Source organism: Halomonas sp. 25-S5 (genome assembly GCF_029889845.1).
Taxonomy (GTDB): domain Bacteria; phylum Pseudomonadota; class Gammaproteobacteria; order Pseudomonadales; family Halomonadaceae; genus Halomonas.
Genome location: NZ_JARANV010000007.1, coordinates 1 through 24,380, shown reverse-complemented (window position 1 = coordinate 24,380; position 24,380 = coordinate 1). Strand labels below are relative to the sequence as shown.

General features: G+C 66.7%; 26 protein-coding genes and 1 pseudogene. 10 read left to right on the top strand and 17 right to left on the bottom strand.

From position 1 onward, the window contains the following. Position 1: 1 nt before the first annotated feature. A complete protein-coding gene (locus tag OP498_RS06965; protein WP_280548087.1) occupies positions 2-1,381 on the bottom strand; it encodes a class II fumarate hydratase in 1,380 nt (459 codons plus the stop codon). 254 nt (positions 1,382-1,635) lie between these two features. Here OP498_RS06965 and OP498_RS06960 point away from each other — a divergent pair, with 254 nt between their 5' ends. Then, entirely contained in the window at positions 1,636-2,004 is a 369-nt protein-coding gene (locus OP498_RS06960; protein ID WP_280548088.1) for a phasin family protein, read from the top strand. Positions 2,005-2,130: 126 nt separating this feature from the next. Further along, positions 2,131-2,685 (top strand): carboxypeptidase-like regulatory domain-containing protein, encoded by a 555-nt coding sequence (locus OP498_RS06955; protein WP_280553042.1) that lies wholly within the window; start codon positions 2,131-2,133, stop codon positions 2,683-2,685. A gap of 15 nt (positions 2,686-2,700) precedes the next feature. Here OP498_RS06955 and hda read toward each other — a convergent pair whose 3' ends face one another. Together hda and OP498_RS06945 are read right to left on the bottom strand one after the other, a co-directional pair. Next, complete coding sequence (gene hda / locus OP498_RS06950; RefSeq protein ID WP_280553041.1) at positions 2,701-3,402, bottom strand: DnaA regulatory inactivator Hda; 702 nt, start codon at positions 3,400-3,402, stop codon at positions 2,701-2,703. Then, on the bottom strand, positions 3,399-4,478 hold the full coding sequence (locus OP498_RS06945) for an AI-2E family transporter (protein ID WP_280553040.1): 1,080 nt from the start codon (positions 4,476-4,478) through the stop codon (positions 3,399-3,401). The genes hda and OP498_RS06945 overlap by 4 nt, the downstream gene beginning before the upstream one ends. Positions 4,479-4,609: 131 nt before the next feature. Here OP498_RS06945 and purM point away from each other — a divergent pair, with 131 nt between their 5' ends. Continuing rightward, positions 4,610-5,683, top strand: a complete 1,074-nt coding sequence (gene purM, locus OP498_RS06940; RefSeq protein WP_280553039.1) for a phosphoribosylformylglycinamidine cyclo-ligase — start codon at positions 4,610-4,612, stop codon at positions 5,681-5,683. Beyond that, positions 5,680-6,420, top strand: coding sequence for a phosphoribosylglycinamide formyltransferase (purN, locus tag OP498_RS06935; RefSeq protein WP_280553038.1), 741 nt, complete (start codon positions 5,680-5,682; stop codon positions 6,418-6,420). Before purM ends, purN begins: the two co-directional genes overlap by 4 nt. A 217-nt stretch (positions 6,421-6,637) precedes the next feature. On the opposite strand, the gene dcd is transcribed toward purN, so the two are convergent. The 5 genes from dcd to OP498_RS06910 all read right to left on the bottom strand — a co-directional run bounded on the left by dcd (position 6,638) and on the right by OP498_RS06910 (position 10,839). Continuing rightward, on the bottom strand, positions 6,638-7,204 hold the full coding sequence (gene dcd / locus OP498_RS06930) for a dCTP deaminase (protein WP_280548095.1): 567 nt from the start codon (positions 7,202-7,204) through the stop codon (positions 6,638-6,640). A gap of 350 nt (positions 7,205-7,554) precedes the next feature. Next, complete coding sequence (apbC, locus tag OP498_RS06925) at positions 7,555-8,358, bottom strand: iron-sulfur cluster carrier protein ApbC (RefSeq protein ID WP_280548096.1); 804 nt, start codon at positions 8,356-8,358, stop codon at positions 7,555-7,557. 149 nt (positions 8,359-8,507) lie between these two features. Next, positions 8,508-9,566, bottom strand: coding sequence for a kinesin (locus OP498_RS06920; RefSeq protein WP_280553037.1), 1,059 nt, complete (start codon positions 9,564-9,566; stop codon positions 8,508-8,510). A 137-nt stretch (positions 9,567-9,703) separates the two neighbouring features. Then, positions 9,704-10,117, bottom strand: a complete 414-nt coding sequence (arfB, locus tag OP498_RS06915) for an alternative ribosome rescue aminoacyl-tRNA hydrolase ArfB (protein ID WP_280553036.1) — start codon at positions 10,115-10,117, stop codon at positions 9,704-9,706. Between the two features lie 47 nt (positions 10,118-10,164). After that, positions 10,165-10,839, bottom strand: coding sequence for a hypothetical protein (locus OP498_RS06910; protein WP_280553035.1), 675 nt, complete (start codon positions 10,837-10,839; stop codon positions 10,165-10,167). A gap of 302 nt (positions 10,840-11,141) precedes the next feature. Between OP498_RS06910 and OP498_RS06905 the strand changes: the two genes are divergently transcribed. Next, positions 11,142-12,071, top strand: a complete 930-nt coding sequence (locus OP498_RS06905; RefSeq protein ID WP_280553034.1) for a YihY/virulence factor BrkB family protein — start codon at positions 11,142-11,144, stop codon at positions 12,069-12,071. Positions 12,072-12,124: 53 nt separating this feature from the next. On the opposite strand, the gene OP498_RS06900 is transcribed toward OP498_RS06905, so the two are convergent. From OP498_RS06900 to OP498_RS06875, 6 genes and pseudogenes are all read right to left on the bottom strand, one after another. After that, positions 12,125-13,555, bottom strand: a complete 1,431-nt coding sequence (locus tag OP498_RS06900) for a phospholipase D family protein (protein ID WP_280553033.1) — start codon at positions 13,553-13,555, stop codon at positions 12,125-12,127. 77 nt (positions 13,556-13,632) lie between these two features. Further along, positions 13,633-13,851 (bottom strand): hypothetical protein, encoded by a 219-nt coding sequence (locus OP498_RS06895; protein ID WP_280553032.1) that lies wholly within the window; start codon positions 13,849-13,851, stop codon positions 13,633-13,635. Between the two features lie 51 nt (positions 13,852-13,902). Continuing rightward, positions 13,903-14,065: pseudogene (locus OP498_RS18570) on the bottom strand (urea ABC transporter substrate-binding protein); the annotation flags it as partial. A 199-nt stretch (positions 14,066-14,264) separates the two neighbouring features. Beyond that, positions 14,265-15,791, bottom strand: coding sequence for a tripartite tricarboxylate transporter permease (locus tag OP498_RS06885; protein WP_280548115.1), 1,527 nt, complete (start codon positions 15,789-15,791; stop codon positions 14,265-14,267). Next, on the bottom strand, positions 15,791-16,243 hold the full coding sequence (locus OP498_RS06880) for a tripartite tricarboxylate transporter TctB family protein (RefSeq protein WP_280553030.1): 453 nt from the start codon (positions 16,241-16,243) through the stop codon (positions 15,791-15,793). Before OP498_RS06880 ends, OP498_RS06885 begins: the two co-directional genes overlap by 1 nt. Continuing rightward, positions 16,243-17,229 (bottom strand): tripartite tricarboxylate transporter substrate-binding protein, encoded by a 987-nt coding sequence (locus tag OP498_RS06875; RefSeq protein ID WP_280548117.1) that lies wholly within the window; start codon positions 17,227-17,229, stop codon positions 16,243-16,245. The genes OP498_RS06880 and OP498_RS06875 overlap by 1 nt, the downstream gene beginning before the upstream one ends. A gap of 207 nt (positions 17,230-17,436) precedes the next feature. Here OP498_RS06875 and OP498_RS06870 point away from each other — a divergent pair, with 207 nt between their 5' ends. The 4 genes from OP498_RS06870 to OP498_RS06855 are packed head-to-tail and all read left to right on the top strand — an operon-like array spanning position 17,437 to position 21,156. Beyond that, on the top strand, positions 17,437-18,042 hold the full coding sequence (locus OP498_RS06870) for a helix-turn-helix domain-containing protein (protein WP_280553029.1): 606 nt from the start codon (positions 17,437-17,439) through the stop codon (positions 18,040-18,042). Continuing rightward, complete coding sequence (locus OP498_RS06865; RefSeq protein ID WP_280553028.1) at positions 18,039-18,701, top strand: response regulator transcription factor; 663 nt, start codon at positions 18,039-18,041, stop codon at positions 18,699-18,701. The genes OP498_RS06870 and OP498_RS06865 overlap by 4 nt, the downstream gene beginning before the upstream one ends. After that, on the top strand, positions 18,698-20,071 hold the full coding sequence (locus OP498_RS06860; protein WP_280548120.1) for a sensor histidine kinase: 1,374 nt from the start codon (positions 18,698-18,700) through the stop codon (positions 20,069-20,071). Before OP498_RS06865 ends, OP498_RS06860 begins: the two co-directional genes overlap by 4 nt. Then, the gene (locus OP498_RS06855; RefSeq protein WP_280553027.1) at positions 20,068-21,156 is read left to right on the top strand and encodes an ABC transporter substrate-binding protein; all 1,089 of its coding nucleotides are present in this window, start codon (positions 20,068-20,070) and stop codon (positions 21,154-21,156) included. The genes OP498_RS06860 and OP498_RS06855 overlap by 4 nt, the downstream gene beginning before the upstream one ends. A 37-nt stretch (positions 21,157-21,193) precedes the next feature. Here OP498_RS06855 and OP498_RS06850 read toward each other — a convergent pair whose 3' ends face one another. From OP498_RS06850 to OP498_RS06840, 3 genes are all read right to left on the bottom strand, one after another. Then, positions 21,194-21,580, bottom strand: a complete 387-nt coding sequence (locus tag OP498_RS06850; RefSeq protein ID WP_280553026.1) for a septal ring lytic transglycosylase RlpA family protein — start codon at positions 21,578-21,580, stop codon at positions 21,194-21,196. Between the two features lie 49 nt (positions 21,581-21,629). Continuing rightward, entirely contained in the window at positions 21,630-22,511 is an 882-nt protein-coding gene (gene cobA / locus OP498_RS06845; protein WP_280553025.1) for a uroporphyrinogen-III C-methyltransferase, read from the bottom strand. Positions 22,512-22,643: 132 nt separating this feature from the next. After that, on the bottom strand, positions 22,644-22,949 hold the full coding sequence (locus OP498_RS06840) for an MTH1187 family thiamine-binding protein (RefSeq protein ID WP_280548126.1): 306 nt from the start codon (positions 22,947-22,949) through the stop codon (positions 22,644-22,646). A gap of 140 nt (positions 22,950-23,089) precedes the next feature. Here OP498_RS06840 and cfa point away from each other — a divergent pair, with 140 nt between their 5' ends. Next, on the top strand, positions 23,090-24,241 hold the full coding sequence (gene cfa / locus OP498_RS06835) for a cyclopropane fatty acyl phospholipid synthase (protein WP_280553024.1): 1,152 nt from the start codon (positions 23,090-23,092) through the stop codon (positions 24,239-24,241). Positions 24,242-24,380: the final 139 nt, after the last annotated feature.

The following is a 24,380-nucleotide window of genomic DNA, read 5'->3' as shown; positions in this document are numbered from 1 at the left end:
CCTACTCCGGGACGCCGCCTCGCGTCAGCGTGGCGGGATCGAGAAGGCGTTCGAGCTCCGCGCGGGACAGGTCGGTCTGCTCCTCGGCCACCTCGATGATCGACCGCCCCGCCTGGTAGGCGTGCTTGGCGATGGCCGCCGCGGCGTCGTAGCCGATCACCGAGTTCAGCGCCGTGACCAGGATGGGGTTGCGTGCCAGCGGCCCCGCGAGGTGGTCATCACGCACCTTGAAGGTGGCGATGGCGCGATCGGCCAGCAACCGCGTGGTGTTGGTCATCAGGGTGATCGAGGTCAGCAGGTTGCTGGCCACCAGCGGCAACATCACGTTGAGCTGGAAGTTGCCGCTCTGCCCGGCCACCGTGACCGCCGTGTCGAGCCCGATCACCTGGGCGGCGGCCTGGGCAGCCGATTCGGGGATCACCGGATTGACCTTGCCGGGCATGATCGAGCTGCCGGGCTGCAGGGCCTCGAGCTCGATCTCGCCGAGGCCGGCCAGGGGCCCGGAGTTCATCCAGCGCAGGTCGTTGGCGATCTTCATCACCACGCACGCCAGGCCCCTGAGCTGTCCGGAAAGTTCCACCGCCGCATCCTGAGAGGCAAGGCTCGCGAAGAAACTGTCATTGGGCGAGAACGACAGCCCCGTCTGCTCGCTCAGGTCGCTCGCCATGCGCTCGGCGAACTCGGGATGCGCATTGATGCCGGTCCCGACCGCCGTGCCACCCTGGGCGAGGCGACAGAGCCGCACCAGGGCGCTGTCCAGACGCTCGATGGCCTGCCCCACCTGGCTCGACCAGCCCCCCAGCTCCTGGCTCATGCGCAGCGGCATGGCGTCCATCAGATGGGTACGACCGGTCTTGACCACGTCATCGAGCTCCGCGGCGCGCGTGTCGATGGTCTCGCGCAGGTGCTCGAGTGCCGGACGCAGCTGGCTGGTCACCGCCAGCGCGGCGGACACATGGATCGCCGTGGGTATCACGTCGTTGCTCGACTGCCCCATGTTGACGTGGTCGTTGGCACCGACCTCCACCCCGTCGCGGCTGGCCCGCCTGGCGATCACCTCGTTGACGTTCATGTTGCTGGAGGTGCCGGAGCCGGTCTGGAAGACATCCACCGGGAACTGGTCGTCGAGATGCCCCGCGAGGATCGCCTCGGCGGCCGCGACGATCTCTCGGGACCGGGCGGCGTCGAGAAGGCCCAGCTCACGGTTGACCCTTGCCGCCGCCAGCTTGATGCGGGCGATGGCGTGGATGAAGGCCGTGGGCATCGGTTGGCCGGAGACCGGGAAGTTGTTGACGGCCCGCTGGGTCTGGGCTCCGTAGAGGGCCTCCCTCGGCACCTCCAGCTCGCCCATGCTGTCACGCTCGATGCGATGGTCGCTCATGTCGGGCTCCTCGTGTTCGGGATGGATGCTGCTCTCCTCAACATGGCGTCCGGCGGACGCCCTTGCAAGAGACCTCCTCTTCGGCCTGCCCCCGGCGTGGCCCTCGCTCGGGGCAACTTCAATAGAGATGACATAGAAAGAATGTTGCACTGCACAAACTGCTCTGCTATTGTGCATTGCAACAGAGACGCAGAAGGCATCGGCAGACCGCCACGGCCTTCGAATTGATCCGAAATCCCTGGGAGGGACTTACGATGCAAAACTTCGACACCAAGCAGTTCACTGAACAGTTCGAATCCATGTTCTTCGGCCCGGCTCGCACCTATGCTGCCCTGTCCGTGGACTACACCGAGAAGCTGGTCAACGCCCAGCTGGACGCCGGCAAGGCCTACACCGACACTGGCATGGCGCAGCTGCGCAGCCTGATGAACGTGAAAGATGCCGAAGGCCTGCGCACCTACATGGAAGGCCAGCAGAAGGTCGCCAAGGACCTGACCGAGCGCCTGAAGGGCGACGCCGAGAAGGTCGTCTCCCTGCAGCAGGACTTCGTCCAGCAGAGCCAGAAGCTGACCGAAGACAACGTCAAGCAGGCAACCGAGACTGCCACCAAGGCAGCCAAGTAAGCCTGACGGCGCCGGCCCTGCCGGCGCTTGCTTGAACGTATGAAGGGCCGCCGATCGATGATCGGCGGCCCTTTTGCGTTATGCTCACCGGGCACGGGGCATCGTCCACTACCCGGGAGACTGCAGATGACACGTTGGATACTTCCCGCCCTGCTGGGACTCTCGCTGGCCGGCTGTCAGATCATCGAGCCGCGCTATCCCGCCGGTGAGCGTCAGCGCGTCGAGGTGATCGAGCGCGGCATGGAGGCGCCACGCGAGACCCAACGGGCCGATCGCCCTGCCACGACCGGACGGGTCGCCCGCCAGGTGGCCTTCCCCGCCGAGGAGTATGCCGCGCTGGAGAAGAGCGGCAGCGGTGCAATCCGTGGTCGCCTGCTGCTGGGAGGACGCCCGGTGGCGAACGCGGGCGTCTCGGTCGCACCGGTGACCACCTACTCGGCCGAGGCCGCGGAGCAGGCCCTGGCGGGCCGCGCCGTGGAGCCCGCCGATCCCCGGGCCCGCGCGTACACCCACACCACCCGCACCGACGGCAATGGCGACTTCCGCCTCGAGGGCCTGCCCGCCGGAGAGTTCTATGTCTCGGGCAGCGGGCAAGATCCCTCCACCGGCAAGACCCGCGTGGTCATTCACCAGGTCAGCCTGGGCAACGGCCAGTCACGCAGCATCGAGCTCAGTCGTTGACAGAGGGTAATGCGGCTACCAGCCCAGCGCCTGCTTGACGAAGGGAATGGTCAGCTTGCGCTGGGCGGAGAGCGAGGCACGATCCAGGGCCTCCAGGGTCTGGAAGAGCGCATCCATGCGTCGCGGCCCGCGATGCAGGATGTAGCGAGCCACCTCGTCAGGCAATTGCATGCCACGCCTCCGCGCCCTCAGCTGAAGCGCTGTCAGGCGCCCGGCGTCATCCAGCCCCTGCAGGTGGAAGGTCATGCCCCAGGTGAGTCGCGAGGCCAGGTCGGGCAGCTTCACCGGCAGCTGTCGCGGCGGCGCCTCGGCGGCAATCACCAGTCGCTTGCCGGCATCCCGCAGGCGGTTGAAGGCGTGGAACAGCGCCTCCTCCCAGCGCTTGCGCCCCACCACGCGTTCGAGGTCATCGATCGCCACCAGGTCCAGGCGCTCGATCTCCTCGAGCATCAGCGGCGGGAAGTGACCGAGTTCCGCCAGCGGCAGGTACAGCGCTCGACAGTCACGGTCGGAGGCCGCATGGCAGGCGGCCTGCAGCAGGTGGCTACGACCAGTGCCGGAGGCGCCCCAGACATAGAGGAAGGGCTCGCCGTCATCGTCGAGCTGGTGCACGAGCCGATCGACCAGGGTCGCATTGGGCCCGGGGTGGAAGTTGGCGAAGGTAGCGTCATCGCGCAGCCCCACGCCCAGCGGCAACTGCGCGGGTGCCCGACTCATGGCGACTCCTCGTCGTGGGTACGTTGACGTCCGGCGTCATACAGAGTGCTGTTTTTATAGTGCTCGTGGAGATAACGCAACACCACCATCACCACGGCCGCCACGGGCAGTGCCAGCAACACCCCGGTGAAACCGAACAGCTGCCCACCGGCCAGAACGGCGAAGATCACGGCCACCGGATGCAGGCCGATCTTGTCGCCGAGCAGCTTGGGCTGGAGTATCACGCTCTCGACCAGCTGGCCGAAACCGAACACCGCCGCGACGCCGAGCAGAATCAGCCAGTCGCCGAACTGGAAGAACGCGACCACCCCCGCCACGGAGATGCCCACGATCACCCCGAGATAGGGCACGATGCTGGCCAAGCCCGCGAGCAGGCCGATCAGCAGGCCGAAGCGCACGTCGAGCAGGGTCAGCCCCAGCGCGTAAATCATCCCCAGGCAGAGCATGACGATCAGCTGGCCGCGCAGGAAAGCGGACAGCACCTCGTCGCCTTCGCCGGCGAGGCGCACTGCAGCGGGCTCCCAGCTGCGCGGCAGCGAGCCGCGCACCTTGGCGACCAGGATGTCCCAATCCAGCAGCAGGTAGAAGGTGACCACGGGGATCAGCGCCAGGTTACCGATCCAGGCGACCAGCGCCAGGCCGGACCGCGAGGCCTGGGCCAGCAGGCTGGCCGCGAAGGTCCCGGTCTCCTTCCAGTTGTCGACGACCGCCTGGCGCATCTGGTCGATATCAGTGGAGAGGTCCATGCCGGTCAGCGACTGAATGCGCGGCACCACGGTCTGCTGCAGCCAGTTGAGCACCGCCGGCAGCGATTCGATCAACTGGCCGAGCTGGCGGCCCAGTATCGGCACCACCAGCAGCAGGGTGAGCACGATGGCAAGCGAAAGCAGCAGGAAGACCAGCGAGACCGCCAGGCGCCGCGAGAGGCCATGAGCCTCGAGGCGATCGGCCAGGGGGTCGCCCAGGTAAGCGAGGATCATGCTGACGAAAAAGGGCGTCAGCACCGGCTCGATACTGACCAGGAACCACAGCCCCAGTGCCGCCACCGCGGCCATCACCCACCACTGCCTGTGCATCGCCCCCTCCCTGTGTCGGCGCGGCCGGCAGGCTGCCAGCCGCGCGCCGTGATGCTACAATCCGTACCCCAACGTTGTGCGTCGCCCTGTGCAGCAGGCATCGCGACGGCCACTCTCCTACAGGAAGCGTCATGACCGATTCCACCCATCCCCCGAGCGGAGCATCGCTCAGTTACAAGGACGCCGGGGTCGACATCGATGCCGGCAATGCCCTGGTCGACCGTATCAAGGGCGTCGCCAAACGCACGTCTCGCCCCGAGGTGATGGGCGGCCTGGGCGGTTTCGGGGCCCTGTGCGAGCTGCCGACCGGCTACCGGGAGCCGGTACTGGTCTCCGGCACCGACGGCGTCGGCACCAAGCTGCGCCTGGCCATGGACCTCGGCCGCCATGACACCATCGGCATCGACCTGGTGGCCATGTGCGTCAACGACCTGGTGGTGGCCGGCGCCGAACCGCTGTTCTTCCTCGACTACTATGCCACGGGCAAGCTGGACGTGGATATCGCCGCCGATGTGGTGACCGGTATCGGCGAGGGCTGCGAGCAGGCCGGCTGCGCCCTGGTGGGCGGCGAGACCGCCGAGATGCCCGGCATGTACGAGGGCAGCGACTATGACCTCGCCGGCTTCTGCGTCGGTGTGGTGGAAAAATCCCAGATCCTCGACGGCAAGCAGGTCGGCGAGGGTAACGTACTGCTGGGCCTGGCCTCCTCCGGCCCCCATTCCAACGGCTACTCGCTGATCCGCAAGATCCTCGAGGTCAGCGAGTCCTCGCTGGACACCGCCCTCGATGGCCGGCCGCTGGGCGAGGCCCTGCTCGCGCCCACGCGCATCTATGTCAAGCCGCTGCTGTCGTTGCTCAAGGAGACCGACATCCCGGTGCATGCCCTGTCGCACATCACCGGTGGCGGCCTCACCGAGAACCTCCCCCGCGTGCTGCCCGAGACCCTGGCGGCACGCATCGACGCCTCCAGCTGGACGCGCCCGGCCATCTTCGACTGGCTCCAGAAGCAGGGCAACGTCGAGGAGCGGGAGATGTACCGCGTGCTCAACTGCGGCATCGGCATGGTGATCGTGGTCCCGGCGGACAAGGCCGATCAGGCCCGCGCTCACCTGCAGGCCCTGGGCGAGACGGTCCACCGCATCGGCGAGATCACCGCGCGGAGCGACGCCGAAGAGCAGGTCCAGCTGGAGAACCTCAAGGCATGAGCGGGACCGACTACCAGAGCGACACCCTGAACACCTTCACCCCCGAGCCCAGCGAGACACGGCGGGTGGTGGTGCTGATCTCCGGCAACGGCAGCAACCTCCAGGCGCTGATCGACGCCCAGCGCCATGATGCCCTGGGCGGCGAGATCGTTGCGGTGATCTCCAATCAGCCGGATGCCTACGGACTGAAGCGTGCCCGGGATGCCAGCATCGATGCCGTCGCCCTGCCCCATCGCGAGTACGACAGCCGCGACGCCTACGACGGCGCCCTGATCAAGGTCATCGAGCGCCACGAGCCCGACCTGATCGTGCTGGCCGGCTTCATGCGCATTCTCACGCCGCGCTTCGTCAACCGCTTCCTGGGCCGGATGCTCAACATCCATCCCTCGCTGCTGCCGGACTATACCGGCCTGCATACCCATGCCCGCGCGCTGGCCGATGGCGTGGCCACGCACGGCTGCAGCGTGCACTTCGTCACCGAGGAACTGGATGGCGGGCCGGTCGCCCTGCAGGTCGAGGTGGCCATCACCGAAGACGACACGGAAGACAGCCTCCAGGCCAAGGTCCAGGCTCGTGAGCACCTGATCTACCCGATTGCCGTGCGCTGGTTCCTGGAGGGGCGCTTACAGCTCAAGGGCGACAATGCCACCATGGACGGCGTCGCCCTGCCGCCTACCGGCATGCGGCTATCCCATGCCGATGCCGCCGAGGAGCTGGACGAGGGCGTCGAGGAGTAAGCGGCCAAGCGGCCAAGCGGCCAAGCGGCCAAGCGGCCAAGCGGCCAAGCGGCCAAGCGGCCAAGCGGCCAAGCGGCCAAGCGGCCAAGCGGCCAAGCGGCCAAGCGGCCAAGCGGCCAAGCGGCCAGCAATGTTTGATGATCTCGTGCAAAAGAGAACCCCGAAGGTCTCGGCCTTCGGGGTTTGCTTGTAGCTCGGCGCTTTCAGCTCGGCGCTATCACGTCCTGGGCAAGGTCACGCCGCGCTGTCCCATGTACTTGCCGCCGCGGTCCTTGTAGGAGGTCTCGCAGACCTCATCGGACTCCAGGAACAACATCTGCGCCACGCCCTCGTTGGCGTAGATGCGCGCCGGGAGGTTGGTGGTATTGGAGAACTCCAGGGTCACATGCCCTTCCCACTCGGGTTCCAGCGGGGTGACATTGACGATGATGCCGCAACGGGCATAGGTCGACTTGCCCAGGCAGATGGTCAGCACGCTGCGCGGAATGCGGAAGTACTCCACGGTGCGCGCCAGGGCGAAGGAATTAGGGGGAATCACGCAGGCATCCCCCTTGATGTCGACGAAGCTCTTCTCGTCGAAGCTCTTGGGGTCCACCACCGCGGAGTGAATGTTGGTGAACACCTTGAACTCGTTGGCGCAGCGCACATCGTAGCCGTAACTGGACGTCCCGTAGGAGATCACCCGCCGCTCGTTCACATAGCGAACCTGGTCGGGCTCGAAGGGCTCGATCATGCCTTCCCGCTCGGCCATGCGGCGTATCCACTTGTCGGCTTTGATGCTCATCGAAACGTCCTGAACTGTGTCTGGGGAAACCGGAGAAAGAAAACCGGGGCCACATCATAGCGGCCCCGGCGGGGAAGGTCACGGGAGGCGCCCTCTCACCCAGGGCGATTGCTGAGGGATCTATCACTCGAGGCAAGCCCGGCGACAAGCCTGCAAGGAGGCGCTGTGGACCCATCCGTGGGCGCTACCGACGCCCTGCTTCGCTCTCGCATCCTGCTCCGCTTGCAGGACCGGTGCTGGCCATCCATGGCCAGCCCGTTCGGAGCAGTGCTCCTCACCCATGGCGTAGGACCTCCTCTTCAGCTTGTCCCCGGGGCCTTTCGCTGTGCGTAACAGAATGGCCTGGCATCTCACTCGCTGAAGGAGATCTCCGGTCCCTCGGTGCCCTGGCCGCGGATCTGGTCGGCGACCTGGCGCGCCATGTCGCGGAAGGTGGCGGTCACCTCGCCCTCCGGTTCGGCCACCACGGTGGGCCGCCCGCCATCCACCTGTTCACGGATCGACAGGGTCAGCGGCAAGCGACCGAGCACCTGAGTCTCGTACTCCTGGGCGATGCGCTCGCCCCCGCCCTCGCCGAAGATCGGCTCGCTGTGGCCGCAGTGGGAGCAGATATGCAGGCTCATGTTCTCCACGACCCCAAGCACCGGCACGTTGACCTTGCGGAACATCTCGATGCCCTTGCGCGCGTCCAGCAAGGCGATGTCCTGGGGTGTGGTGACGATCACCGCGCCGTCCACCGGCACCTTCTGGGCCAGGGTCAGCTGGATATCGCCGGTGCCCGGCGGCATGTCGATGAACAGATAGTCGAGATCGTCCCAGACGGTCTGGGTGAGCATCTGCTGGAAGGCGCCGGCGACCATGGGCCCGCGCCAGACCATGGGCTCGCGGATGTCGACCAGAAAGGCCATGGACATGGCCTGGATGCCATGGGCCTCGAGCGGCTTGAAACGATTCTCGCCCGCGGACTGGGGACGCACGCCCTCGCCCACCCCCAGCATCTGGGCCTGGCTGGGGCCGTAGATGTCGGCATCCAGGATGCCCACCCGATAGCCTTCGGCGGCCATGGCCAGTGCCAGGTTGACGGTGACGGTGGACTTGCCTACCCCGCCCTTGCCGGATGCCACGGCGACGATATGCTTGACCCCTTCGATCACGATTCGCTCCTTATGTAATTGGGGTTGCCACGCAAGCGGCACGAAGGCTCAGTATACCCGGCGGGTCGCCCTGCCATGCAATGCCTGCCAACGCGTGACGGCGAGCCAGGGGCTCGCCGTCGTGAATGCTAGACCATTCCGCGAAGGGATCAGTCGGTATTGCCGTCTTCCTGGGCTTCGGATTCCTGCTGGGCAGCACCGTCATTGCCATCAGCTTGGGCATCGGCCTGTTGTTGAGCGGCAGCGTCGTCCCCCACCTTGCCCTGCACGCTGTTCTCCAGACGGGACAGCTCGTTGCGCCAGGTCTCGAGCTGGCCTTCCAGGCGCTCGAGCTGGGTCTGGCGAGACTCGACCTGAGACTCGATCTCGGCGACTTCCTCACGGCCGACCTTGATGGCGACCTCGAGGTCCTTGAACGTCTCGCGAGCCTGGTCGACCTGTGACCTGGCCTCTTCCATCTCACTGCGGGTCGCCTCCAGCGCTTCGCTCGCCTCGCTGCGGCTGGCCTGGAGCTCGCTAATCTCCTGCCGAAGGGCCTCGCGCTCTTCCTGCCTGGCTGAAATCTGCTTGTTGATGCCGGCCAGGTTCTCCTCGGCCGAGGCGATCTCCTGCTGCAGGCCCTCGAGTTCGGCACGGGCCTCGTCGCGAGCGGCAACCGCGTCGCTGCGCTCCTGCTCGGCCTGTTGGCGGGCCTCTGCGGCTTGCTGGCGTGCCTCTTCGGCGGCCTGACGAGCCTCTTCGGCTTCCTGGCGCGAGGCCTGGGCCTCGTCGCGGGCCTGAGCGGCCTGCTGACGCTCCTCTCGAGTGGTCGCGAGGGCTTCCTCGGCAGCCTCGAGCTCACTCTGGCGGGCTTCCAGGTCGGCCTGCACCGTCTCTACCGAGGCCTGGGCCTCTTCTAGCTGAGTGCGAGCCGTGGCAACCTCGCCTTTGGTTTGCTCCAGTTCGGCCTCGGCGGCCTGCTGTTGCTGCTCGAGCTCGCTGCGCTGCTCGGCCAGTTCATCAATGTTCCCGGCAGCATTCTGAAGCTCCTCGACGCGCCCCGACAAGGACTCGTTCTCGGCCTGGACGTTCTCGAGTCGCGTCTGTAGTGACTCGCGGGCCTCGTTGCTGGAACTGACGCTGGATTGGGCGAACAGGGCCCAGATGATGGCAACCACCGCCACGGCCGCCAGGCCCTTGACGCGGTTGTCCTTGAAAAGCTCACTCATCGACGTATCTGCCATCGATGTATCCCCCTGCGTGGTTGGATGTCACCGGCCAAGGATGGCCAGCCTTCGTCGTCACGACCTTCAGCATACACGCCCAGTGTGGAGTCGCCACCCGATCATCGACGCCACAGTCAACGTCAGGTCTCGACCTTGCCGCGCAACGCCTTGTGCCGGCCGCGTTTCTTCTTGCTGTCCAGCCGACGCCGCTTGGCGCCCTTGCTGGGGCGGGTCGCGATGCGCTTCTTCGGTGCATACATGACGCTCTTGATCAGCGCCTTCAGCCGCGCCAGGGCCTCGTCACGATTACGCTCCTGGGTGCGGTGGCTCTGGGCCTTGATGATCACCACCCCGTCGCGGGTAATGCGCTGGTCACCCAACGCCAAAAGCTTCTCCTTGAAGCCCTCGGGCAGGCTGGAAGCTTGAATATCGAAGCGCAGATGGATGGCGGTAGCAACCTTGTTGACGTTCTGTCCGCCGGCCCCCTGGGCACGCACGGCCTGCATCTCGATCTCGTGGTCGGGAATGCTCACCTGGCGAGAGAGTTCCAGCATACTTTGGCCTTTCGGGGTGAAGAGTGAGTGATGAAGCGTGAGGGGACTCAGTATGCCAGCCAGATCCGGTGCTTGGCCCCCTTGCCGGGGCGATGGGCACGCACCGTGATCTCCTCGACCAGCATCCCGACTCGCCGCAACCGCTCGCTGAAGGCCGGGTCCTGACCGGCCGACCAGACCGCCAGAACACCCTCGGGTCGCAGCGCCTGCTGGGCCGCGGCAAGCCCCCGAGGCGAGTAGAGCCAGTCGTTCTCTCGGCGCATCAGCCCCTCGGGACCATTGTCCACATCGAGCATGATGGCGTCGAAGCCATCGGGGTCGCGGCGCAACAATTCGCCGACGTCGCCCAGGCTGATTCGGGTACGGGGATCGTCGAGGGGACGACCGGCGGCATCACCCAGCGGCCCCCGGTTCCAGTCCAACACCCCCGGCACCAGCTCGGCGACGACGACCTCGGCGTCCTCACCCAACGCCTTCAGCGCCGCGGCCAAGGTAAAGCCCATGCCCAGCCCGCCGACCAGCACACGAACCCCGGGGCGATCGGCGAGTCGCTTGCAGGCTAGTTCGGCCAGGGCATCCTCCGAGCCGTGCAGGCGAGTGTTCATCAGCTCTCCGGCCTTGCCGGCGATGCGGATCGAAAACTCGTCATTACGCTGCAGCAACCGCAGCTCGCCGCCCAGCCCGGGAATGCTCGCCGTGCCGATCTCCTCGAATTTGGCCATGATTTCTCGCTGTCGTGTCGGGGTGTGACGAGGCGCGCATTATGCGGTGGTCGGCGGCGACATGCCATCCGGCAGCGTCTATGGCTGCCATGACGCGGCAACCGGAACGCTGGCCGGCATCACTCCAGCCTGTGCGCCAGCGCCATCAGGTAGAGGGCGAGCGCCAGGGCTGGGAATCCGGATCCATGGTTCTCTCCGCGTGTGTTCAGGACCATCGAGTGGGGCATCACCGGGAACGGGGTTTGACGGAGCGAGGCCGGATACGCCTATGATGGCGCAAGCACTCTCGCACGGCAGCCCCAATGACATCACCGCCCGTTCGCTACCGACGCCTGATCCTCACCCTGCTGCCGCGCATTCTGCACTTCCTGTGGCGCGTGCTGTGCGCGTTCCTGCGCAACCGCGGCATCCTGCTGGCAGGCGGCGTGGGTTATAACATCCTGCTCTCCATCGTGCCGCTGTTCGCCCTGATGGTGGTGCTGTTGGCCGGCGTGGTCGACCAGCAGCACCTGCTCGAGGTGCTCACCATCCAGGCACGCCACCTGGCGCCCGCCCATGCCGAGGTCCTGCTCGATGCGGTGCGCACCCTCCTCGACTCCCGGGACGTGATCGGCATCCTGGGCTTTCCCGTGCTGCTGCTGTTCAGCTCCTTCGCCTTTCGCATGCTCGAGGACGCCTTGGCGATCATCTTCCACGCGCCGGACACGCACCATCGCCGGCGCAGTGTTTGGGTCTCGGTGCTGCTACCCTATGCCTTTATGCTGGTCCTGGGGGCGGGCCTGCTCGCCCTGACCCTGCTGGTCAGCCTGGTCAGCACGATGAATGCCCTGTGGGTGGCCCTCTTCGAGCGCGAACTGCCGCTGGCCGGCCTCTCCGGGCCGATGCTCAACCTGACCAGCTTCCTCGGCGTCTTCCTGTTGTTCAGCGCCATCTACAAGGTCCTGCCAGTGGTAACGATCGCCCTGCGTCGTGCCGTGGTGGGTGGCTTCGTCGCCGCCCTGCTATGGGAGGGCGTGCGCCTGCTTCTGGTCTTCTACTTTGCCAATATCTCACTGGTCAACGCGGTCTACGGCTCCCTGGCCACCCTGGTGGTGGTGCTGCTAAGCCTGGAGGTGGGCGCCATCATCCTGCTGCTCGGGGCTCAGGTGATCGCCGAGCTGGAGCGCAATGCCCGCCTCGGCCTGGCCTGGCACGTCGACCCCCTCCGCCAGGCCGTGACCCACGTCGACTAGCTATGCAAGCCCAGCGGGCCATTCACACTCAGAAGGTGGGAAGCCACCAGCCGTCAGAACGTTGAAAGCCCCGTCGCTTCCATGACGCGATAACGCAGCCGTTGCCAGGCCGTGGTGTCGTCGTGAGCCTCGAAGGGCTCGCTGGTGATGTGCTGCGGGGTCGACTGCCAACGGCGCTCGAAGAAGGCCGCGGCGTCTCGCAGGGCCGGGATCTCGGCGGGCCCGGTCAGGCGCACGCTGGTCTCCAGATTGAGGTCGTCCAGATTACGCCGTGTGAAGTTCGCCGAGCCGAGGATCATCTCCGCCTCGGCGCCGGCCTCGGCGGGACGGCGCAGCAGCAGTTTGCTGTGGCACTGCTCGCCCCGGCTAGCACACCAGCGCACCGGGATGCCGGCCTCATGGAGTTCGCGGGCCACGGGCCGGTTGGGGATCCCACCCTTCTCCAGCCCGAAGGCATCGCGGTTGGGATCGAGCAGCACACGAAGGGCCACCCCTCGGGCGTTGGCCACCACCAGCGCGGCGATCACCTCCCGATGGGCCAGGTAGAAGACGGCGATGTCCAGCCGATCCCCCTCGCCGCTGGCCGAGATGGCGGACAGCAGCGCATCGCGGATCGCACCCTCGGTCAGCACCTGCAGTCTCGCCTTCTCGGGAGGCTCCGCCGCGACGTCGGGCGGCGCCGGTCCGGCCAGGCTCACCCCCGACCAGCCCGCCACCGGGCGTTCGGAGGCCAGCAGGTCCAGCGCCGCCGCCCCCTCGAAACGCAACGCCACGTTGCCGTGCAGGCTGCTGGCGTCGTGGGGGTTGGCGGAGGTGACCAGGCCCGCCCAGCCATCGCCATGGTCTACCACCAGAGTCTTGCGATGGTTGGCATTGAAGTTGAGCAAGGCCAGGTAGCTGCGCAGCGGCACGCGCCCCGGCCCCAGGGCATTGGGCAGCCAGCCGCCATCGCTGCCGTTGCCGAGCCAGCGCGGGCCCAGATGCCAGCCCCCGGACCAGAGCGGGTTGGAGGCCCGCAGTCGATTCAGGTCGGTGATCACCACCCGCACGCCGGCATCTCGCAGGGCCTGAAGATGGTCGAGCTCCAGTCCCCCGTAGAGGGTGTTGAGCGGATCGGTGATCACCACCGCCTCCAGGCCGGGGTGACGCCGCTTCTGCTCGATCAGGGCATCGCTGACCTCCGCCGATAGCGGGCGGAATGCCTGGCCATCGGCGGCCCCGGCGAAGTCGTTGAAGAGGAACATGTCGAGCACCACCAGGCGCCGGGCCTGGCCGATCAGCGTCAGCACCTCGTCGAAGATCTGCCGCCGGGTGTGGCGCTCCCCCGAGGAGGCATACCAGGTCTCGTCGGCGAGAAAGCGCACCTCGGCGGCGGCGCGTGCCGGGAAGGCCCGGGACACGCCCTCGGGCAACGGCTTGTAGCGCTGCCAGGCGGCCATGCTGGCCCAGGCCATCAGCAACGCCATCAGGATCCATGGCCACATTCGACGCCTCCCCTGCCCCAGCTTGTGTATACCGTGCATGACGTCCTCAGTCGGCCGTGCCACCCCATCGGGCGACGTTAACGGCCAGCATAGCGACAGGCCTTGCAAAAAGCAGTGCACCCGGCCGAGGTCACGCCCAGGGTCACGATCCCGAGCACGACCAGCATCGACGGGCTGCCGGTATGGGCATGCACCGAGGGGGCACCGTGTCCGGTGTGCGCCAGGGCCATAGTGGTCGGCAGCATGACAGCTGCCGAGAGTCCGGCACGGATGGTTGACGAAAATCGAGCGTTCATGAGGCGGGCTCCTTGGTCAGGCGAAGGATGGATGAGGTCAGGCGGTGGCAGAAGCACCGTTCTCGCTGATCGCCATGGTGCCGGAGAGCGAGTGCAGGATGCCCACCTTGATGGGGTCTTGCTGGGCCAGCGAGGGAGAACATCGCAAGATGCCTCTCACTGCTTTAGCAAGGGATGTGCCATATCGGCAAGATGTCCGTTTATTTCTTTCTATTCAGTCAATTGGACACTGGGTCCCGGAAGGGAAAATGCACCAGAAGGCAACATCCTGGTGCAAGGAGGAAACCGCCCTGCCCCAGGATCGTCTTCGCCGCTGGTGCAGTGCACCGTCGTGACGCAGGGCGGCCGAAACAGAAAACGGGGGCGCCGGCTCGGCCGACGCCCCCGCTGGGCAGTAGCGATGGTCGCGAGGCTCAGTCGCCCTCCGGACCGCCCGTGCCGGTGGTGACCCGCATCCGACGGCGCAGGATCGGGCCGACGATATAGGGCAGGATCAGCCCCATTCCGGCGAACACCCACAGGCCGATGGCCAGGCCGCTGTCCCACAGCACCATCCAGTTGCCATCGCCGATGTCCATGGCATGGCGCAGGTTCTTCTCCATCTCCGGCCCCAGCAGCAGGCCGAGAATCACCGGCACCAGCGGGATCTCCAGCTTGCGGAACAGATACCCGGCGACGCCGAAGGCCACCATGAAGTACAGATCGAAGGTGGTGTTGCTGATCGAGTAGATGCCCACGAAGGCGATCATGGTCACCACCGGCAGCAGGTACATCGGCGGCACCGAGAGCAGCTTGACGAAGATGCCCACCAGCGGGATGTTGAGCACCAGCAGCAGGAAGTTGCCGATCAGCAGCGCGGCAATCACGCCCCATACCACGTCGGCGTGTTGGGTGAACATCAAGGGCCCCGGGGTGATGTTCAGCGAGATCAGCAGCGCCAGCAGCACCGCGGTGGTGCCGCTGCCCGGCACGCCCAGCGTCAGCATGGGCACCAGGGCCCCGCTGGAGGCGCCGTTGTTGCCGGCCTCGGGAGCGGCCACGCCGCGCGGGTCGCCCTTTCCGAAATAGCCCTTCTTGCCCACGATCTTCTTTTCCAGGGTGTAGCCGATGAAGCTGCCCAGCGACGCCCCGGCGCCGGGCAGCACGCCGGCGATGAAGCCCAGCACCCCGCCACGCAGGCTCGACGGCAGGATGTTGCGGATGTCGGACCAGGAAAGCGTGAGTTTGTTGACCATCATCTTCGCCTTGCCGCCGCCGGCCTTCTCCTCGATGAAGAACAGCAGCTCGGAGATGGCGAAGAGGCCGACGATGGCGATGATGAAGTCGATCCCCTCGTAGAGCTCGAGCACGCCGAAGGTGTAGCGCTGCACCCCGGTGTTGTCGATGCCCACGGTGGCGATCATCAGGCCAATGGCGGCCGCCACCACCGTCTTCATGGGGTTCTTGCCGGTGATGCCGCCGAGGGTGGCGAAGGCCAGCAGGAAGAGTGCGAAGTACTCGGCGGGGCCGAAGGTCAAGGCGAAATCCGCCAGCAGCGGCGCCAGCAGGATCAGCCCGATGGTGGCCACCAGGCTGCCGATGAAGGAGGCCACGGCGGAGATCGCGAGCGCCTCGGCCGCCTTGCCCTGCTGGGCCATGGGATAGCCATCCAGGCAGGTCATCATCGCCGGCTCGTCGCCGGGAATATTGAGCAGGATCGACGAGATCCGCCCGCCGTACATCGCGCCGGCATAGACCGCGGTGAGCATGATCATCGCGGTCTCGGCAGGCAGCCCCAGGGTGAAGGCCAACGGAATCAGGATCGCCACGCCGTTGGCCGGCCCAAGGCCCGGCAGCGCACCGATCAGGGTACCCAGGAAGGCGCCCAACAGCGCGAACATCAGATTCTGTGGCGCCAGCGCTACACCGAAACCGTCGATCAAAAAACCTAGGGTCTCCATCAGCTCACCTCCAGAAACGAGAGCAGACCCAGCGGCAAGGCCAGATCAAGGGCGAAGTTGAACACCAGGAACACCACCACGCCCGATGCCGCACCGGTCAGATAGGCCCGCACCGGCGCCGACCCCATGCGCCAGCACAGGGTGCCGACCGCCAGGGTGGTGCTGAGGATGAACCCCAGCGGCTGGAGCAGCGCCGCATAGAGCACCAGGATCACCACGGCGACGACCAGCTCGACGCCGGTGCGGCTCCAGGGCCAGGCGTTGTCGGGATCGGGGCGCACGATCATGTAGAGGCTGGAAAGTCCCAGCACCACCGACAACAGCAACGGGAAGGTCTCGGGCCCCACGGCTTCGCTGCCGCCGAAGGGCGCCGGAAGCTGAGTGGCGCCCCAGCCGTACGCGACGGCCAGGACGATCATCAGGATGCCAAAGGTACGGTCGTTGTAGGTCATTACTGGATCAGCCCGATATCCTTGGAGAGCTGCTCGATGTCGGCGATCTGGTCCTGGACGAAGGACTCGAACTCGCCAGCGGTCATGTGAAAGGGCATCAGGCCGTTGCTGGTCATCTGCTCCTTCCACTCGTCACTCGCATAGACGCTATCCATGGCATCGATCCAGTACTGCTTGGCCTCATCGGAGATATCGGCCGGCATGTAGAAACCGCGCCAGTTGGGGCCCAGTGCCTCGATGCCCTGCTCCATGGCCGTCGGGATGTGATTGAAATCCCCCGGCAGGCGCTCTTCCGCCAGCACCGCGAGCACGCGCAGGTCGCCGGACTCCATGAAGCCCTGGGCCTCGGAAATATCACCGGTAAAGGCATCGACATGGCCACCGACGACCTGGGTCATGGCCTCGCCGCCGTTGTTGTAGGACAGATAAGGGATGCGCGGCAGCTCATCGACACCCGCGGCGTCGGCGGTGATCAGCACCTTGAGGTGGTCCCAGCCCCCCTTGGCGCTGCCCCCGGCGAACTTGACGCTGCGCGGATCCTCGTCGATGGCTTGCATCAGCTCGTTCAGGTCGTCGTACTCGGAATCGGCCGACACGGCGATCACGCCGTAGTCGGCCCCCAGGGCCCCGATCCAGTTGACCATGTCGGCGGTCATCCCCGGAAACTGGCCCTGGGCCAGGCGGGTGGTGGTCGCCGTGGAAGCGGCCACCAGCAGCTGCTCGTCGCCGGCGCGCTTGCTGACCACGTGGGCGTAAGCGACGCCGCCGCCGGCGCCGGCCATGTTGAGGGTCTGGACGTTACCCGGCACCAGGTCGAGCTCCTGGAGCACGTTGCCGACGCTGCGGCAGGTGAAGTCCCAGCCGCCACCCGGGTCGGAGGGGGCGATACATTCCACCTTGCCCTTGGGCTCGAAGGCAAAGGCCGAAGCGGCGGTAGTCGCGAGCACGGCGACGGCAACCAGCTGGACGGGGCGCTTGAGAGTCATGGCGGCATTTCTCCTGATGTCATGCTTGTGTGATTGTTGACTTGCGGAACCTGTCGGCCTTCCTTACAATTCTGTAAGGCAGAACATCATTCCTCAGGATGGAAAGTTAGGCCCAGCGCCGAGGGGCGTCAACGCCCGAGGTCGCGATTACGACCAAAGTTCAACGCACCGCTGGTTCAATACAACACAAGGAGGCGCGCCCCTTCGATGGCACAGGACCGCGTCGAAGCCGTGGAGCGAGCACTGACGGTGCTCGAGGCATTCGACTCCCCCCAGGAGCACTTCACCCTGGCCGAGCTGGCCCAGGCCACCGGCTATTACAAGAGCACCCTGCTGCGGCTGCTGGGCTCGCTGACCCGCTTCGACTATGTGCAGCGCGACCAGCAAGGCCGCTGGCACCTCGGCCATGCCCCGGTACGCCTGGCACGCCGCCACCTCCCCGGCCGACACCTGGCGACCCGGATCCAGCCCCTGCTCGTCCGCCTGGCGGCCGATAGCGGCGAGACCGCCGCCCTGCTCGAGGTGGAGGACGGCATGGTGGAGTGCCGCCTCGTCACCCTGCCCGACACCGCCCTGCGTCATGACCTGCGCCCGGGGGACCGCTGGGTGGCGTCGACGGCGGATGACCCTCGCCCGCTGCTGCCCGGCGGCGTGATGGTGTGCCAGCCACTCCCCGGGGACGCCATCGAGCCGCCGATGTGGCTCGCCCTGTCGGGCCCCGCCGGACGCCTGGACCCGCAGCAGGCGCATCGCCTCCTGGCCGATGCCATGGCGACGCTGGCGGCCGGCCCGACCCGGGAGGCAGGCCCATGACCCTGCTGCTGGTGGAGGATGACGCCCTGCTGGCCGAGACCCTGGTCGACACCCTCGGCCTCGAGGGCCACGACGTCTGCCACCTCGCCGACGGCGACGCGGCGCGGGCACGCCTCTCGGTGCCGGGGCATGGTGCCGCGCTGGTGCTGCTCGACCTCAACCTGCCGGGATGCAGCGGCCTGGCGGTCCTCGAGGCACTGCGCCGTCACGACCGGGACACCCCGGTGCTGATCCTGACCGCCCGGGGCGCCGTGGAGGATCGCGTGCGGGGCCTCGACCTGGGCGCGGACGACTACCTGGCCAAGCCCTTCGCCCTGGATGAACTCGAGGCCAGGGTTCGCGCCCTGCTGCGGCGCCGCAGTGCTGATCCGCAGCTCAGGGTCGGCGCCCTCAAGCTCGACACCCGGCACCAGCGTTTCACGCTCGAGGATGCGCCGCTCGCCCTTCCGCCCCGGGAACAACGCCTGCTGGCCTGCCTGATGCGCCATGCCGGCGAGCCGGTGGACAAGGCCCGGCTCGCCGAGGAGGCCTTTCAGGGCGATACCGTGGGCGATAACGCCATCGAGGTCTATGTCCACCGCCTGCGCAAGCGACTCGGTCACAGCGGGGCGGCCTTGCGTACGGTACGCGGTCTGGGTTACCTGCTGGAGGAGCAGTGAAGCGAGGTGACAGCCTCTATCGGCGCCTGCTGGGCTGGTTGCTGCTGCCCCTGCTGGTGCTGGGTAGCCTGATCCTGATCCAGGCCTGGGTGGACGCGCAGCGAACGGCCGACCGCGCCTTCGACCGGCTGCTCGAGGCCGCCTCCCTGGCGATTGCCGAACAGGTACAGTGGCAGGACGATCGACTGTGGCTCGACCTCCCCCCGGCGGCCCTGGACATGCTGGCCACCGATGCCGAGGAGCGGGTCTTCTACAGCCTGGTCGACGGCCAGGGTCGCCTGATCACCGGCAATGCCGACCTGCCCGGGGATCCGCGGCAGAGCCTCGGGGGCGCGGACACCCTGCTCTATCGCCACCTCGACTGGCAGGGCCTGTCGCTGCGCCAGGGGATACGCCGCACGCGCCTCGAGGACTGGCGAGTACGCGAACCCTTCGAGGTCCGCGTCGCACATAGCCGCGAGGGTCGTGATGCCCTGGCCGCCGAGCTGTGGCGGGCCAACCTGGCGATGATCCTGGCCATGGCGGCGCTGGCGACGGTGGGGTTGCTGCTGGCGATCCGTGCCGCGCTGACGCCGCTGACCCGCCTGCGCCGCGCGATCCGTGCCCGCGACCCGCGCACCCTGGCCCCCCTGGAGCTCTCCCTGCCGCGGGAACTCGCCGAGCTTCGCGATACCGTCAACGAGCTGCTCGCCAGGATGCGCCGCGTGCGCGCCAACCAGGAACGCTTCATCGGCGATGCCTCGCACCAGTTGCGCACCCCCCTGGCGGGCCTGTCGGCCCGGGCCGAGCTAGCCCTTCGCCAGGACGATCCGGCACGCTGGAAGGAGGCCCTGGTCGCCATGCAGGCCACCAGCGCGCGCACCGCCAGGCTGGCGGTGCAGCTACTTTCATTGACCCGGCTGGCCAACCCCGAGTACCGCCCGGACCTGGTACCCCTGGAGCTCAACGCCATCGCCCGCCAGGCCGTTCGCGATCACTGGGCGTCCTGCCACCGTCAGGGGGTCGACCTGGGGGTGGAGACCACCGGGGGCGAGGTCTGGATCCCGGGCCTCGACTGGCTGCTCGCCGAGGCCATCGGCAACCTCATCGACAATGCCTGTCGCTACGGCGGGCGACGGGTCACGGTGCGGGTCGAGGACGGACCACCCCGCCTGGTCGTGGAGGACGACGGCCCCGGGATCCCCGAGTCGCGACGCTTGCTGATGCTTCGCCCCTTCCACCGCGACCGCGACGACGCGGAAGGATCCGGGCTGGGGCTGGCCATCGTCGATGGTATCGCCCGAACGCATGGCGCACGCCTGCAGCTGTCGTCCGGCCATGACGGCCGTGGACTGCGCGTGGCACTGCAATTTCCGGGAGAGGCCCCATGAATATGTATCGCCCGGGTCGGCTTGTCTGTCGCTGGCTGCTGCTTCTCATCCTGGTTGCCACGACTGCCGGCGCCGACCAGACCCTGCACGTCCCCGCCACGCCCGGCAGCGGGTCCGGCGCATCGCTGGTGATCCATGGCGCCCTGGACCTGCCCCAGATGCGCCCTCTGCTGGCGGGCTTTCACCGCGAGCATCCCGACCTGGAGGTGCGCTACCGCAACCTCACCACCCTGGCGCTGCACGAACGCTTCATGGCCGCGCCGGACGAGGCCGATGTGCTGCTTTCCTCGGCCATGCCCTGGCAGTACCGGCTGGCCAATGCTGGCCATGCCCGCTCCCTGGAGAGTTCCGCCGCACGGCGCTGGCCGGCCTGGGCACGCTGGCGTCACGAGCTCTTCGCCATCACCTTCGAGCCCATCGTCATGGTCGTGAACGAGGCGGTCATCGAGCGCTTCGGGGAGGTACGTGGCCATGCCGACCTGCTCGTCCTGCTGGAGCGCCATGCAGAGACCCTGAAGGACCGGGTGGTGACCTATGACCCGGCCACCAGTGGCGCAGGCTATACCTATGCCATCGAGGAATCACGGCTCTCGCCACGCTACTGGGATCTGGTGGCGGCCCTGGGCCAGGCCGAGGCCGAACTGGTGGAGACCACCGGGGAGATGCTGGATGGACTGATCGAGGGACGCTACCTGGTGGGCTACAACCTGCTGGGGAGCTATGCCCGGGACCGACTGGCCGACCAGCCACAGCTGAGGATCGTGGTGCCTGAGGACTATGCCCTGGTGACCCAGCGCCTGGCCCTGATTCCGCGCCAGGCGCCCCATCCCGCGGCGGCCGAGCGCTTCCTCGACTATCTCATCGGCGAGACGGGGCAAGCGGTACTCGCCCGAGAAACCACCCTCGGCGCCATCCATCCTGCGCTTGAGGGGCCAGGCACGGCGACGTCACTGCGCCAGGAAAGAGGCGAGGCACTGCGGCCGATCACCCTGGGCCCCGGCCTGCTGGCCACCCTGGACGATCTCAAGCGTGAGGCGCTGCTGACCCGCTGGCAGCGGGAGTTCTCGCGCAGGGAAGCACGCTGACCGATGCGCCGATGGAACATCGCCCGCCAGGGTCAACTCACTGCACGTAGGAAATTTCCACCGGGGCGGTACCGCGACGCAACATGCCGAGCGCCTTGGCGGCACGCTTGGAAAGATCGATGATACGCCCCTTGGCATAGGGGCCCCGATCATTGATCAGCACTTCGACCTCGCGGCCGTTGTCCTCGCGGGTCACCACCACCTTGGTCCCGAACGGGAGGGTCGGATGGGCGGCCGTGAGGGCCTGCTGGTCGAAGGGCTCACCACTTGCCGTGGTCCGGCCCTGGAAGCGGTCGCTGTAGAAGGACGCAACACCCTGCTGGGTCTCTTCCGTCGTCTCGTGGGCCTGCCCCTTGCCGGCGCAGCCGGTCATCAGCAGACCCGCCAGGCAGCAGGTCAGAATCAGGCGGGATCGTGTCCCCATGCAATCACCTCATGACTTACCGTGGTGCGCCGACGTTCGCGTCCAGCGATCAGGCGCCATGATCGGTTGTTGACGGCGCGGGGTGCTTGCCCCGCAGCCAACCCGAACTCGTGGCTCTGCCCTGGTCAAACCAGGCGAGCCGGTCGTGCAATGTCACGACACTGCCGACGATGATCAAGGTCGGCGGTCGGATAGTAACCACTTCGCCTGTCGGCGGCAACTCTTGCAGGGTTCCGACATGTACCCGCTGGCGTGCCGTGGTGCCCTGCTCGATCAAGGCCACGGGAGTCTCGGGGGGTAATCCATGGCGCTGAAGCTGCTCGCCGATCAATGCCAGGCTGCCCAGCCCCATGTAGAACACCAGCGTCTGGCCAGGGCCGGCCAGCGTCGGCCAGTCCAGGTCGCTGCTGCCATTGCGCAGGTGCCCGGTGACGAAACGCACCGACTGGGCATGATCGCGATGGGTCAGCGGGATGCCGGCATAGGCGGCACACCCCGAGGCCGCGGTGATGCCGGGGACGACTTCCACCTCGATGCCGGCCGCCACCAGGGTCTCGAGTTCCTCGCCACCACGGCCGAAGATGAAGGGGTCGCCGCCCTTGAGCCGGACCACCCGCTTGCCGGCCCGGGCCCAGTCGACCAGCGCCTGGTTGATGCCATCCTGGGGCACGCTGTGACGCGAGCGCTCCTTGCCCACGTAGAGCCGAGACGCCTGCGGGGCCGCCAGGTCGAGGATCTCGTCGCTGACCAGCCGATCATGCAGGATCACCTCGGCGGCCTGCAGGCGGCGCAGCGCCTTGATCGTCAGCAGTTCCGGGTCGCCGGGACCGGCGCCTACCAGGCTGACGCCACCGGAGGGAAAGGCTGAGCCGGCCGGCAACCTGACGCCCGGGTCGAGCGGGTCGCCATCGTGTGGGTGACCGACCTGCATATTCCGAGATCTCCAGTAATAAATAATATCTATTCGTTATGGTAATTAAACGACGCGCCGCATGCCACTACCCCCTCGGCACAAGCCGATAAACAACCGCGCGCGCCAACGACGTCGCCCCCCGGGCGGGGGCTAAGAGGGATCTAGCAGGGCCTCGACGCTGGCCACCTTGTCATCCATGTGCTGGTCGCGATCGGTGCGAGTCCCGAGCTTGAGCGTCGTGGTGATGCGCGGTGCTCCCATCTCGTGCACGACCTCGTGACAGCGCTTGACCACCGCCATCACCTCGTCCCAGGGTCCCTCTATGTTGGTGCCGTAGGCATGCATGCGGTGTTCGAGGCCGGACGCCTCGATCACCCGCTGGCAGGCCGCGATATGCGGCGAGACCGACACCCCGACGCCCAATGGCACCACACAAAGATCGATGATCACGTTCATGGCTCTCTCTCCTTCGTGAACCCGTTGAATACACGACATATGCATGCTGGTCTATGCTGATTTGCAATAGTGACATTGCCGCTGAGCCGTGCCCGGCGCGTTCGCCAGCCTGACATCCATGACCGGACCCGGAGGACGCCATGACCAGCGAACCACGTATCGGCCCTATTGCCTTACCTGATACCCGTGCCCGCCGGATCTTCGGCCAACTACTCGAGGGGTCGGGGATCACCCTCAACGGGGATGCGCCCCAGGATATCCGCGTGCTGCATCCCGACTTCTTCTCGCGGGTGCTGCATCAAGGAACCCTGGGTCTCGGCGAGTCCTACATGGATGGCTGGTGGGAGTGTGACCACATCGACCAGCTGGCCGCCCGACTGCTGCTCAACGGCCTCGGCGAGCATGGCCGCTCGACCACAGAGCGCCTCAAGTACCGCCTGCAGGCGGGCTTTCTCAACCTGCAGAGCAAGGCTCGCGCCTATATGGTGGGTGAAGCCCACTACGACCTGGGCAATGACCTCTTCGAGCGCATGCTCGATCCTACCATGTGCTACTCCTGCGGCTACTGGAAGGCGGCAGATGACCTGCACCAGGCCCAGCGAGCCAAGCTGGAACTGGCCTGTCGCAAGCTCGACCTCAAGCCGGGCATGAAGGTCCTCGATATCGGCTGTGGCTGGGGCAGCTTCGCCGAGCATGCCGCCCGCCACCACGACGTCGAGGTCACCGGCATCACCATCTCTCGGGAACAGGCCGCCCTAGCCAGGGAGCGCTGCGCCGAGCTGCCGGTGGAGATCCTGCTGCAGGACTACCGCGACCTGGATGGACTCTATGACCGCATCGTCTCCATCGGCATGTTCGAGCACGTGGGACACCGCAACTACGCCACCTACTTCGAGACGGTGAGGCGCCTGATGCCCGCCGATGGCCTCTTCCTGCTGCATACCATCGGCTCCAACCGCTCCGAGATCACGGCGGATCCCTGGATCAATCGCTACATCTTCCCCAATGGCGTCCTGCCCTCGGCCATGGATATCGCACGGACCAGCGAGGATCACCTGCTGATGGAGGACTGGCAGAACTTTGGTCCCGACTATGACAAGACGCTGATGGCCTGGCTGGCGAACGTCGACGCCCACTGGCACGAAATCGCGCATCGCTACAACGAGCGCACCCACCGCATGTTCCGCTATTATCTGGCGATCTGTGCCGGTGCCTTCCGCGCCCGGCATCTTCAGCTCTGGCAGGTGGTCTTCTCGCGCGAACGCCCGGGGCGCTACGACGCCCCGCGATGATGCCTCACTTTCTTGACTCAGCTCACGCCTAGGAGCCTGTCGGGTTTGACCGATCGTAGCGAGAGAGACGGATTTCGAGACAAGTTTATCGATCTGATGAGGCGAATAGCCCGCTATTTAACGAATCAGATCGAATGAA